Here is a 13,888-nt window from a genome sequence, read left to right as displayed (position 1 = left end):
CTTATTTATATTTTTTTAAATACCATTCAATTGTTTTTTGAATGCCTGTTTCAAAACTTTCATTTGCTTGCCAACCTAATTCATTTTCTATTTTTGAAGCATCTATTGCATATCTAAAATCATGTCCTGGCCTATCTTTTACAAAACTTATTTGATCTGTATATGATTTTTCTTTCGGATGAATTACATCTAAAATAGCACAAATTTTATTTGCTATATAAAGATTATCTCTTTCGTTTTTTCCACCAATATTATAAGTTTCGCCTAATTTACCTTTTTTATAAACCAATTCTATACCTGTACAATGATCTCTAACAAATAACCAATCTCTAATGTTTTTTCCATCTCCATAAATTGGTATATTTTCGCCTAAAGTTGCTTTTCTAATAATTGTAGGTATTAATTTTTCATCATGTTGTTTTGGCCCGTAATTATTTGAACAGTTTGTTGTAACAACGTTTAAACCATAGGTATGAAAATAACTTCTTACCATAAAATCTGATGATGCTTTAGATGCACTATAAGGGCTATTTGGTGCATAAGGGGTTTCTTCTGTAAACAAACCAGTTTCTCCTAAAGTACCATAAACTTCATCTGTAGAAATATGATGAAATCTACAGTTTATAAATCCTTTTTTATAAACGTTTGGAGATTCCATCCAGAAATTTTTAGCTACATCTAATAAGTTAAATGTTCCAAAAATATTGGTTTTTACAAATGCATCTGGATTTGTTATTGAATTATCTACATGAGATTCTGCAGCAAAATGAATAACTCCACCAAAATTGTGCTTTTTAAAAAGTTCTTCAACTAAATTTCTATCACAAATATCTCCTTCAATAAAAGTATATCTTGCGTTTTTTTCTATCTCAAGAAGATTAGTTGAATCTCCAGCATAAGTTAGTAAATCTAAATTTACAACTTTAATTTCTTTGTTGTTCTCTAAAAAATAAGGAATAAAGTTAGCTCCAATAAATCCCGCTCCACCTGTAATTAGAATTGTTTGCATTTTTACTTTTTGTAATTATTTAAATACGTATTCAATTGTTTTAAAAGTAAAAATAAAATCATAAATAATGCTCCTAAAGATGCTAATAAAAAAACATAGTTTTTTGTTACTCCTTTTATTTCGTAACCAATAGGCTGAAAATTAGAAATAATGTTTATTACTTCATATTTTTCTGACTTATCTTCTACAATCTTTTTTAACTCTGAATTTATTTTTCTATTGGTTTCAAATAACTCTAACTCTTTTGTAGTTCTTTTTTCTCCGCCTAAATCAATATTAGTTCCATTAGATTGTTTCTTTGCTTCTTCAAGCATTACTTGCATATAAACCGTTCTTAAAGAATCTATTTGACTTAAATTCTGGCGTAATAAAGAATCTGTTCTATTTAGGTTTTCATTTGTTAATTGTTTTATTCTATCAAAGTATTTATTCTTTACAACAGATGAAATAATAACATCATCTAAACTTGTAAAAATATCATTTTTCTCTGCAATTACATTAATCTTATGAACTCTATAATCATGTTCAGAAAATGAAGTCTTAAACTCATCATAAGTATAGCTCTTAACAGTTGTAGTATCTACTTTTAGAATAAAATTATTATAAGCATTTATAACATCATTTTCTGTTCTTACAGGCTCTATGATAAATTTTTTAAGCGTGGCTGCCGTTTTTTTATCTAATTTAAAAGTTTCAGCCAAACCTGCGGTATCTTTTTGTTTTACCAAATCATTATAATAATGTATATTATTATACAATTGTTTTGCACTTTTAAAATTAGGTTCTACTAGAAGGTCAGAGCCAAAACTATCATTCTTTTTAATCTCTAAAAAGATTCCTAAAACTCCACCTAAAATTGCTGCAATGGCAATTTTAATTATGTGCTGTTTTAAAAAAATTAAAATTAAAATTAAAGCATGAAAGATTCCTTTAAAAATACTTCCAATAAAGTTGAAAAAATTAGAAAAACCTTTACCTATAATTATAAATAAAGAGCCCAAATCTACTTCTTCTTCGTTACTGTTTTGTTGGTTTATTGACATTGTTTAGTTAATTGATATGAGTTAAAAAACCCTAAAAAATTTGTTCTAATATTTTTTGTGTTATTGCATAAGTTGGGGTTACACCCGTCATTCCTAAACCTCCAGAAGCTAATGTTGCTCCGGTTTCTAATGGATTGTCAGATGCATAATATGCATAACGTACTTTTACTTGTTCAGAAATATTTCCTCTAATTCTAGATGCAGATTGTATTGCTTTTTGATAGTGTGCACCTTCCATTTCTAACCCAATAACATTCCAAGTTGAGTCATGAAAGAACTTTAATAAATCTTTATTTTGCAGAGATGTTCCTAAAACAGAAACCATAGAACCTCCAAAAACGTTTACTCCAAAACCTTCTAAATCTTCTTTTGTTAGTTCGTTTTTAAATGGATAATTATCAGCTGTTCCTTCAAAAATATGTGCAGAAGGAATCATAATATCTCCTTTTCCACCTTCTAAAATCCCTGCTTTACCCATAATAGAAATCGATTTAACATCCAAATGATATTTCTTCATTTTAGTCTGATATGGTTTTAGTAATTCATCCATAGTTTCATAAGCTTGCTCACCAAAAGCATAATCCATAACAATAATTACTGGGCTTTTTGAAACAGAATTTTCCTTTTTAAACGAACAAACCTCAAAATTTATTTTATCTGTATCTATAATTTGTACGTTTATATTGGTACCAGATGTATCTTTTATATAAATTAAACCGTTTTTAGACGCATAATCTTTTACTTTCTTTTGTAATGGTTTACTGTTAGAATTACTTAATAATTGATAAACTTCAAAACCTTCTAATTCATTTGCTTCTTCTGGTAAGGCTCCTTTTACATATACAGAATTTAATACACTGTGCATATTTGCACTAATAATATGAATTGGTCTTTTTAAAAGGTCATTTTCTTTTAAAACCTCTTTAATATTATTTGCCCAAATTTCACCATAAATATGATGTCCTATTTCTTCAATTAAAACAGCGCTAAAAGTTACAGTTCGTTTCTTATTTTCTACAACTTCATTAATAGCTAATTTACCTAACCAATAAATTAGTTGAAAAAATCTATTTGGATTTTCTTCCGTAGAAAAAGTAGCATAAATGCTAGAAACTTCATTAAAAGTACGTCCTAAAATATTACCTAAATGTACTAAAGTAACTTCTTTTTCTGATGCTGTTATTTTTTTGTGATGCAACACAATATCTTCTAAATGCTTCCATTCTCTAACAAAATCATTGCCTTCATTTAAGGTAATTTTCTTTTGAATCTTGTGAGATTCTATAAATAAAAACGTTAAGTGAGTTAAAATATCGTAGATTTCTGAACGTCCTCTAGTAATTTCAATATTCATTTGATCTTTATCTATTCGATAACAATTTCTTCTTCTTTTTGGAGGAATAATTGCTTGAAAACTAGAGTTTTTATAACCTTCATCAGCCGTTAAATTAATGAATTGACATTCTTCAATTCCTTCTGGAAGTCTTTCTATAACGTATATTAAACCATTTAACTCTATTCTATCTTCTGCAATAGAACCATAAATTTCTGGACGTAAAAGCAACAAAGATTTGCGTAATGTTTCACCAGAAATACCCATAGGTTTATAAAAACCTCTACTAAATAAATGACGCATAGAAATGTATAATTTTTCTATGGCATTTGTAGATTCTTGAGCTCTAGTTCTTTCTATATTTTTTGATTGTGACATTCTTTATTTTAAGGCGTAAAGATAAAAATTATTTACCTGATAGAATCTTATTATATTTTGATTCGTTTTTTAATAATTTAACTGCTTCACTAATTACTTTATCGTTTTTTAAGTTGTGTTTATAAACACCTTCTTTATAATAATATCTCTCTAAAATTTCTGCTTTAATTATTTCTTTTAAAATATCTTCGTTTTCAGAAATTTTATCAATTTTATCATCATATAATTTTTCTTTTATTTGTTGATATTCTTTAGATATACCTTGATTTTTAGAAGATAAATAAGCATTCTTAAACAAGGCTTCTTGCTTTGTAACAAAAGCAGTATCTGTTTTTAAATAATTTTTAAAATTTTTAAAATTTGTATTTGAAAAATTATAAGAATCGACCGTTGAGATGTGTGGATTATTATAATAAAATTCGGTTGCAAAATTAAAGATTGCTCTAGAGGTAATCAATTTTTTTGTTTCCTCTGTCCTTATTGATGTTTCAATTTTTACGTCTGGTAGAACACCTCCACCATCATAAACAGTTCTTCCGTTTGCTGTTTTAAATTCATTAATACCTTTGTCAGAAAATTTAGGAACTAACCCTGTTTTAGGATCTCTATTTTCGTAATCTAATTCTTGAATACAGCGCCCGCTTGGTGTGTAATATTTAGAAATCGTTAATTTTAGTTGCGTTCCATAAGTCAATTCTCTGTATCGTTGCACCAATCCTTTTCCAAAAGAACGTTGTCCCATAATTACAGCTCTATCATAATCTTGTAAAGAACCACTAACAATTTCTGATGCAGAAGCAGAACGACCATTTACCAAAACAACAATAGGAATCTCTAAATCTAAAGGCTCGTTTTTAGTATTGTAAGTATTGCTCCATTTTTTAATTTTTGCTTTTGTACTTACTATTTTTTTCCCTTTTGGTAAGAAGAAGTTAGATATTCTTATAGATTCTAATAAAGAACCACCAGGATTATAACGAAGGTCGAAAACTAGTTTCGTCATTCCTTGTTTTTTTAATTTTCTATATGCTTTTTTTACTTCAGATGATGCTTTATCATTAAAACGAGTAAGTGTAATATAACCAGTTTCTTCATCAATCATTTCTGCAAAAGGCACAGGATTAATAATAACTTTATCTCTAGTTATTTCTTTTTTTAGGATGCTTCCTTGCCTTTCAAATTCTAAAGTAAATTTACTATTTGGTGTTCCTTTTAAAAACATAGAAAGTTGATCTCTTTCCATATTCTGTATCGATTGATTGTCAACAGAAATAATAATATCACCCGCCTTTAAACCTGCTTTATCAGCAGAAAAACCTTTGTAAACCTTACTAATTTGGATTCCTTTTTTAGTGTAATAAACCGAAACTCCTATTCCACCATATTCTCCAGCTCTTCTTATTCTAGCTGTTTCTACATCTTGTTCGTTATAGAAATTTGTGTATGGATCTAAATCTTTAAGTGTGTTTTTTATAGCTTTGTTTGTAAATTCTGCAGGATTTATTTCATCTACATAATACATATTTAGTTCTTTAAATAGTGTATTGTAAATTTCTATCTGTTTTGCAACTTCAAAAAACTTCGATTTAAAAGAGTAGGTTAGAAAAATAGTTACTACCAATAATAAAACAACGGTTATTTTCTTAAGGTTGAATATTTTCATCTTCAGTATTTTTTACTTTATTGATAAATATCGTTAATAATTTCTCCATTTTTAGATACAAATCTTCGTACTTCATTTCTTCTCTACCAATATACGAAATCATAAAAACATACGGCTTATCTAAATTATTATAGACAATTTCTTTTTGTAAACGATAGCATTCTCGCATTAACCTTTTAATTCGATTTCTATCTACTGCTAATTTAAAGTTTCTTTTTGGTACTGAAACACCAGCTTGACAAGGAAAATCTGATGTATGTTCTGTTTGTATATAAACCATTCTTAAAGGAAAAGTCTTCACAGAATTTCCTTCAATATAAAGTCTTTCTATCAATTTTTTACTTTTTAATCGTTCCTCTTTTCCTAAAGTATGCTTCATTATTACAAACTTAAAAGAAAACAATAACTTTTTATCAATTTAGAACAGTTAACTTTAAAAAAGTTATGTATTTTTATGAAACATTTTGCTCTTCTTTTTTAATAAGAATTGTTAAAATTTAAACAATAATTGGTAGATTTGTTAAAATTTACATTTTATAGACAAAACATTATATGAAACCAGATTTATTTCAAGCACCAGATTATTATAATTTAGATGAGTTATTAACGGAGGAACACAAATTAGTTCGTGATGCGGCTAGAGAATGGGTAAAACGAGATGTTTCGCCTATTATAGAAGACTACGCACAACGGGCAGAATTTCCAACCCAAATTATTGGTGGTTTAGCTGAAATAGGCGCTTTTGGACCTTATATTCCGGAAGAATATGGTGGTGCGGGTTTAGATCAAATTTCTTACGGTTTAATTATGCAAGAAATAGAACGTGGAGATTCTGGCGTAAGATCAACAGCTTCTGTACAATCTTCATTAGTAATGTATCCTATTTTTAAATATGGAAATGAAGCGCAACGTAAAAAATATTTACCAAAATTGGCTTCTGGAGAATGGATGGGTTGTTTCGGTTTAACGGAACCAAACCATGGTTCTAATCCTTCTGGAATGGAAACCAAGTTTAAAGATATGGGAGATCATTATCTTTTAAACGGTGCAAAAATGTGGATTTCTAATGCTCCTTTTGCACAAGTTGCCGTTGTTTGGGCAAAAAATGAAGAAGGAAGAATTCATGGATTGATTGTAGAACGCGGTATGGAAGGTTTTACTACACCAACAACACATAATAAATGGTCATTGAGAGCTTCATCTACTGGAGAATTAATTTTTGATAACGTAAAAGTGCCAAAAGAAAACTTATTACCAAATAAATCTGGTCTAGGCGCACCGTTAGGTTGTTTAGATTCAGCTCGTTTTGGAATCGCTTGGGGCGCAATTGGTGCTGCAATGGATTGTTATGATACTGCTTTGCGTTACTGTAAAGAACGTGTGCAATTTGGCAAACCTATTGGTCAATTTCAATTACAGCAAAAAAAATTAGCAGAAATGATTACCGAAATCACCAAAGCACAATTATTAGCTTGGCGACTTGGAGTTATGCGTGAAAATGGTACGGCAACTTCTGCTCAAATTTCTATGGCAAAACGTAACAATGTAGATATGGCAATTACAATTGCTAGAGAAGCAAGACAAATGTTAGGCGGAATGGGAATTACTGGCGAATATTCTATTATGCGTCATTCTATGAATTTAGAAAGTGTAATTACCTATGAAGGAACACACGATATTCACTTACTAATTACTGGCTTTGATGTTACCGGATTAAATGCTTTTAAATAACTTTCGGGTAAATTTTATAAAATACTTGGGCATCAATTTTATGATTGATGCCTTTTTTTTGTTTCTATATATAAGTGTATTTTATGAAGCAGACTGCAATAAAACATTTGGGCATCTTTTACAGTTGATCCCTTTTTTCATGTATTTATTACAACATTTACTTTTCGGTTTCAAACAGTTAGAAGAACAAACATTGTCACATACTGCAATGTTTGAAATAGAAATTGTTGGAGTATTAATGGTATAAAAAACAATCATTATTTTACAAATATGACGCAAATATAATACTTATTTAGAATAAATAAAAACAACAAGTTATTAACATCCATAAAAAACCTTAAAGTTCTGTTAAATAGGATTCAGTATTTGATTAATAGTTAAATATTTGCGTAAAAAATATCTTATTTTTAATAAAATCATTCTAAAAATGAAGAAAAATTTATTTCTGATATGCTTACTTTTAAGTTCAATTGCTTTTTCACAAACTAAAAACTTTACAATTACAGGTATTGTACAATCCACAAAAGATAAAGAACTTATAGAATCTGCAACTGTGCACGCAGAAAGGGTAAAAGATAGTAGCATAGTTTCTTATACAATTACCAATAGTAAAGGTGGTTTTAACCTTATAGGAGAAACATCAGATGACAAAATAAAACTTGTTGTTTCTTATATTGGTTTTAACCCGTATATTAAGATAATTGATGTTAAAAATCAAAATTTAGGCACTCTATTCATTAAAGCTTCAAACGTTTTAGATGCTGTTGTTATTAGGTCTAGTGCCCCAATAACCATCAAAAAAGACACATTAGAATTCAATGTAAAATCTTTTAAAACTAAAGCAGATGCTAATGTTGAAGATTTACTAAAAAAATTACCAGGCGTAGAAGTAGATGATGAAGGTAATATTACTGTAAATGGAAAATCAGTAAACAAAATATTAGTTAATGGGAAACCTTTTTTTGGGAATGACCCAACAATTACAACAAGAAATTTAACGAAAGATATTGTAGAAAAAATTCAAATTACAGACACAAAAACGAATGCTCAAGCTTTTTCTGGTGAAGATTCAGACGGAGAAAATAAAACCATAAATCTTACCATAAAAAAAGAAAACAATAAAGGTTACTTTGGTAAAGTTGCAGCAGGTGCAGGAACTAATGATAGGTATGAGTATGCAGGTATGGTTACACGTTTTAAGGGAACTGAAAGAATTGGTCTTTTAGCGGGTGGTAATAATATAAATTCCCCTGGTTTTAGCTTTGGAAATCAAAGATTACAATTTGGTGGTAATAACAGAAGTTTTGGTGGTGGACAAGGTATTGTAACCTCTAATAATTATGGTATAAACTACATAAATACTTTTGGAAAAATCTTTGAAGTTTCTGGAGATTATTTCTACAAAAATAGTGAGTCAGATAATAAATCTTCTACCAATAGAGAAACCTTTCTATCTGATGGAACAAGTTTTTTTAGAAATTCTGAAAACACTTCTTTAAATGACAGTGATAGTCATGATGCTAGTATCGATTTCGAAATTGAAATAGATAGTACTTTTAGAATTGATATTGAAAGTGATTTTAATAAAAACTTAAATACAAATACATTTAAAAGTCAGTCACAAACTTTAAATAACACCAAAACTTTAATAAATGATTCTAACATTGGATCAATAGCAGATTCTGATAGAAATACTTTTGATAATGAAATTAACTTGACCAAAAAATTTGGTAGTAAGGGCGCATTTTTAAGGGTTGAATTAACAGCAAATTTAAGAGAAACAAATACAGATGATTTTGTAAAGTCTGAAACGAATATTTATGGTTCTAATCCAGATCAAATTATTAGAGATCAATTTTCAGATGGAAATTCTGATGTAAAAATACTTGGTAGTGAAATTACATACCGTTTTCCAATTACAGCCAAAAAATTATTCTTAGATGTTGCTTATGATTATAGAAACACAAATACAAAAAGCAAAAGAAGTACTTTCGATTTTGATCAAATTACAAATGATTACACAAGTTTTAGTAATTTATTAAGTACAGATTTCGAATATTCTAATGCAGTTAAAAGACCAAGTGTAGAATTAGAGTTTAGAAATAAAAAATGGTCTGCCTCAACAGAGATTGCATATAGCAGTAGAACCCTAGAAAACAAAGATTTTTTAAGACCACAAACAAATTTAGTCAGAGAGTTTAATAATTTGGAATATGGTTTTAATGTAAGGTTTAGAAAAAGCAGAACTAGTGGATATCGATTTAGATATAATTTTAGAAATTCTACTCCAAGTTTATCGCAATTACAACCTTTTAGAGATGAATCAAATCCATTAAACATTATAACTGGTAACCCTTCTTTATTACCGTCTACAACACATAATATCAGATTTGGAGCATCGAACTTTAACTGGCAAAAAAGAACGGGTTTTTGGTCTTTTGCAAATATTTCTTTTACAAATGATAGAGTTGTGGCCAATACTATAATTAATCCTAATTCTTTAATTAGAGAAACTACATATGCTAATGTAGATGGGTTTGTTAGTATTAGGGCAGGAGGAAGTTATAGTTCTACAAAAAAATGGGAAGATTTTGGAAGCTTAAGAACAGAGTTTAGAGCTTTTGGTACTTATAGTAAAAATATTAACTTTAATAATGGAGTACAATATTCAAGTAAAATAACTGCTATTTCACCAAGAATTGGTTTTGATTTTACTTGGAACAAAGTTCTACAAATAAGACCATCTTACACCGTTTCATTCAGTAAAAATACTTATGACATTCAAAACTTTAGCAATAGAAATTTTACAAGTCATGATATTACCATAGTAACTTCAACAAATTTTTTAAAGAAAATTGAATGGCTTAATGATGTAAAATATAATTATAATCCAAATATTGCTGATGGTTTTCAAAAAAGTGCTTGGTTTTGGAATACGACATTACGCTATTCTATCTTAAAAAACAGTGGTGCAATAAGTTTAAAAATCTATGATGTATTAGACCAAAATACAAATGCAAGAAGAGTTGCAACTGATGACTATATACAAGATTCTTCTAGTACAATTTTAAATCAATATGCAATGTTAAGTTTTACCTGGAAATTTAATAGTTTAGGGAAAGCTGGAAAAAAGTTTGAACCTAAAAGTAGAAGATGGCGTCATTAACAAAGTATAATTAAACAAAAAAGGTGGTAACTATTAGTTACCACCTTTTTTGTTTTTAGAAGAAAATCAAAATATTATTTAACAAGAAGAACAGGAGTCACCTTCTTTTTTAACACCCAATTTTATTAAAATAGTTTCTAATAAGCACCATTTAGTAAATGCAGATTGAATTAGATTAACTCCAATAAAAGCTCCAAACCACATCCAATTTTGGTCTACAAAATAAGTTAATGCTACACTTATCAAAACCATTATTCCTACAATTACTCTAAAATATTTATTTAACATCTTTTTGATTTTAATTATTTATAATTCTTCTTTTCAATCATATAATAAACAAGTGGCACAACCAATAAGGTTAGCACTGTAGAAACAATAGTTCCTCCCATTAATGAAATTGCTAATCCTTGAAATATTGGATCAAATAGTATAACAAACGCTCCAATAACAACAGTTCCTGCTGTTAATAAAATTGGTGTTGTTCTTACTGCTCCAGCTTCAATTGCAGCTTGTTTTAAAGGAACTCCTTCCGCTAATCTTAAATTGATAAAATCTATCAACAGAACCGAGTTTCTTACCATAATTCCTGCTAAAGCTATCATTCCGATAAATGATGTAGCTGTAAAAAATGCTCCCATAATCCAATGTCCTAAAACAATTCCTATTAATGATAATGGTATTGCAACCATCATTACAATTGGTGCTTTAAAATTTTGAAACCATCCAACTATTAATATGTAAATCAATATAATAGCTCCTAAAAAGGCTATTCCTAAATCTCTAAATACTTCTAATGTAATTTGCCATTCTCCATCCCATTTAACGGTATAATTATCTTCAAAATCTGGCTGACCTAAATACATTTCGTTTAATTTATAACCATATGGAAGCTTAATTTCTTTCAACTTATCTTCCATTCCAAGTATTGCATACGCAGGACTTTCTAATTCTCCAGCCATATCTGCCATAACATACACAACACGTTTCTGATTTTTACGGAAAATGCTTTTTGGTGCAATCGTTTCTTTAATTTCAACTAAATCTGCAATCGGAATCATAGTTCCTTGTTTCGATTTTACTTTTAATTGAGAGAGATCTGAAACCGTAGATTTTTCTTTTTCATCCAAAGTTAAAATCAAGCCAACTTGGTTTACTGCATTTTCATCATATAAAGTTGTAATTGGGCTGTTAGACAAAGCCATATTCATTGTATAAGCAATTTGTTGTGGTGCAACACCATACAACATTGCTTTCTCTTTATTTATTTTAAATTGATATTCTGTTTGATCATTTTCAACCATCCAATCAACATCTACAACATCATCAGTACTTTTTAAGATATTTTGAACTTGGTTCGCAATATCTATTTGTGTCTTATAATCTGGCCCATAAACCTCTGCAACTATTGTTGATAAAACCGGTGGTCCAGGAGGAACCTCCACTAGCTTTACATTTGCATTATATTTTGCGGCAATACGTTGTATTTCTGGTCTTAATAATTTTGCAATTCCATGACTTTGAATTTTACGTTTATCTTTATCAATTAAATTTACTTGAATATCTGCCATATTAGATCCTCCACGTAAATCGTAATGACGCACTAAACCATTAAAAGTAATTGGTGCAGAAGTACCAATATAGTTTTGATAATTTACCACTTCTGGTCTTGTAGCTAAATATTGAGCAATCTCTTGTGTAACAACAGCTGTACGTTCTAGCGTTGTTCCTTCTGGCATATCTATTACTACTTGAAACTCATTTTTATTATCAAAAGGCAACATTTTTACTGCAACAGAATTGGTGAAAAACAATACCATTGTTGCCATTAAAACAATAAAAGTTCCTCCTAAAAACAGCCAGCGTTTCTTTTTATTTTCTAGAAGAGGTCTTTCTAACTTGTTATAAATTCTATAAATAAAAGTTTCTTCTAAAGGTTTTTGAACTTTTACTGGTTTTCCTTTTTTATCTTTTTCTTTTAAGAAAATATATCCTAAATAAGGCGTAATTGTTAAAGCTACAAATAATGATAAAATCATTGCAATTGATGCTCCTATTGGCATTGGGGCCATATATGGCCCCATTAATCCAGATACAAAAGCCATTGGTAATACAGAAGCTATTACTGTAAATGTTGCTAAAATGGTTGGGTTACCAACTTCATTAATTGCATATAAAGCAGCTTGTTTAAAAGGCAAGCGTTTCATTTTAAAATGCCTGTGCATATTTTCTGCAATAATTATAGAATCATCAACAACAATACCCGTTACAAATACCAATGCAAAAAGCGTAATTCGGTTTAGTGTATAATCCATCATATAGTAACTCAATAACGTTAAAGCAAACGTAATTGGTACTGATAAAAACACAACCAAACCACCACGCCAACCCATTGCTAGCATAACAACAAGTGTTACTGCAAAGATAGAGCCTATAAGATGCCACAATAATTCAGACACTTTATGAGACGCTGTTTCCCCATAATTTCTAGTAATTTCTACATGAACATCATCAGGAATTAAAGTGGCTCTTAAATGATCTACTTTATTAATAATAACTTCTGCAATTTTCATTGCATCTGCACCCTTTCTTTTCGCTACAGAAATGGTAACAGCAGGGTATTCAGATTTGTATGTTTGAGATTTATCACTAGCTTTTCCAAAACCTAAAGACACATAATTTTGTGGTACTTCTGGTCCATCAATAATTTGGGCAATCTGTTTTAAATAAATAGGTCTATTCTGTTGTACACCAACTACTAAATTTTCAACATCAGTTACAGATGCTAAAAAGTTACCCGTTTTCACTAAAAACTCTGTGTCATTTTTATCAAAACTACCAGAACTTAATTGCGTATTATTAGCTTTTATCATCTCAGAAACAGACAAGAAGTCCAATCCACTAGCAGCCAACTTATCTTTATCTAAAATAACTCTTAACTGACGATTTCTTCCTCCAATTTTATGCGTAATAGAAACATCATTTACCTTTTTAATTTCAGTTTCTAATTCTTGCGCCATTTGGCTTAACTGATAATCGCTGTAATTTTCACTCCACAACGTCAATCCCAACATTGGCACATCATCAATAGCACGTGTTTTAACTAAAGGAAATGTAACACCTGCAGGCATTTGATCCATGTGTTTGTTAATTTCATTGTACAATTTCACAAACGAACGCTCAATATCTTCGCCCACGTAAAACTGCACAATTACCATTGCTTTTTCACTCATAGAAGTAGAATACACATACTCAACACCTTTAATGTTCGAAATTAATTTCTCTAAAGGTTTTACAACTCTATTTTCTATTTCTTTAGGACTTGCACCTGGATAACCAACAAAAATATCCGCCATTGGCACATCAATTTGTGGCTCTTCTTCCCTCGGAATCAAAAACGAAGCATATACACCAACAACCATAAAAACAACCATTAGCAACACTGTAAGTTTTGATCCTATAAAGACTTTTGCAATTTTTCCAGCTAAACCTTCTTTCATTTTTTATATTTTTTTGGGCGTTTTAACAGGCTATCCGTTGCAATCTTTTTTTGCCATTTATGGCAGCA

General features: G+C 29.4%; 9 protein-coding genes. 2 read left to right on the top strand and 7 right to left on the bottom strand.

All coding sequences use genetic code 11. The features are described from left to right. Window position 1: 1 nt before the first annotated feature. From rfbB to rnpA, 5 genes are read right to left on the bottom strand one after another with little or no spacing between them, the layout of a single operon-like run. Window positions 2–1,009 (bottom strand): dTDP-glucose 4,6-dehydratase, encoded by a 1,008-nt coding sequence (gene rfbB / locus V3V28_RS02525; RefSeq protein WP_331363448.1) that lies wholly within the window; start codon window positions 1,007–1,009, stop codon window positions 2–4. Between the two features lie 2 nt (window positions 1,010–1,011). Continuing rightward, complete coding sequence (locus V3V28_RS02520; RefSeq protein ID WP_331363447.1) at window positions 1,012–2,052, bottom strand: hypothetical protein; 1,041 nt, start codon at window positions 2,050–2,052, stop codon at window positions 1,012–1,014. Window positions 2,053–2,083: 31 nt separating this feature from the next. Beyond that, on the bottom strand, window positions 2,084–3,763 hold the full coding sequence (locus tag V3V28_RS02515) for a DUF6909 family protein (RefSeq protein WP_331363446.1): 1,680 nt from the start codon (window positions 3,761–3,763) through the stop codon (window positions 2,084–2,086). Between the two features lie 28 nt (window positions 3,764–3,791). After that, the gene (locus V3V28_RS02510; protein WP_331363445.1) at window positions 3,792–5,426 is read right to left on the bottom strand and encodes a S41 family peptidase; all 1,635 of its coding nucleotides are present in this window, start codon (window positions 5,424–5,426) and stop codon (window positions 3,792–3,794) included. Continuing rightward, entirely contained in the window at window positions 5,407–5,805 is a 399-nt protein-coding gene (rnpA, locus tag V3V28_RS02505; protein WP_331363444.1) for a ribonuclease P protein component, read from the bottom strand. Before rnpA ends, V3V28_RS02510 begins: the two co-directional genes overlap by 20 nt. 173 nt (window positions 5,806–5,978) lie before the next feature. On the opposite strand from rnpA, the gene V3V28_RS02500 reads away from it, so the two are divergent. Together V3V28_RS02500 and V3V28_RS02495 are read left to right on the top strand one after the other, a co-directional pair. Further along, the gene (locus V3V28_RS02500; protein ID WP_331363443.1) at window positions 5,979–7,157 is read left to right on the top strand and encodes an acyl-CoA dehydrogenase family protein; all 1,179 of its coding nucleotides are present in this window, start codon (window positions 5,979–5,981) and stop codon (window positions 7,155–7,157) included. Window positions 7,158–7,584: 427 nt separating this feature from the next. Beyond that, window positions 7,585–10,323 (top strand): outer membrane beta-barrel protein, encoded by a 2,739-nt coding sequence (locus V3V28_RS02495; protein ID WP_331363442.1) that lies wholly within the window; start codon window positions 7,585–7,587, stop codon window positions 10,321–10,323. 78 nt (window positions 10,324–10,401) lie between these two features. On the opposite strand, the gene V3V28_RS02490 is transcribed toward V3V28_RS02495, so the two are convergent. Both V3V28_RS02490 and V3V28_RS02485 read right to left on the bottom strand, forming a co-directional pair. Beyond that, window positions 10,402–10,611 (bottom strand): YgaP family membrane protein, encoded by a 210-nt coding sequence (locus tag V3V28_RS02490; RefSeq protein ID WP_331363441.1) that lies wholly within the window; start codon window positions 10,609–10,611, stop codon window positions 10,402–10,404. 14 nt (window positions 10,612–10,625) lie between these two features. Next, window positions 10,626–13,820, bottom strand: coding sequence for an efflux RND transporter permease subunit (locus tag V3V28_RS02485; protein WP_331363440.1), 3,195 nt, complete (start codon window positions 13,818–13,820; stop codon window positions 10,626–10,628). Window positions 13,821–13,888 lie beyond the last annotated feature (68 nt).

The sequence above is a fragment of the Polaribacter sp. genome (genome assembly GCF_036480315.1).
Taxonomy (GTDB): Bacteria; Bacteroidota; Bacteroidia; order Flavobacteriales; family Flavobacteriaceae; genus Polaribacter.
Note: the sequence above shows the minus strand (reverse complement) of the source record. Positions and strands in the feature narration are given on the sequence as shown.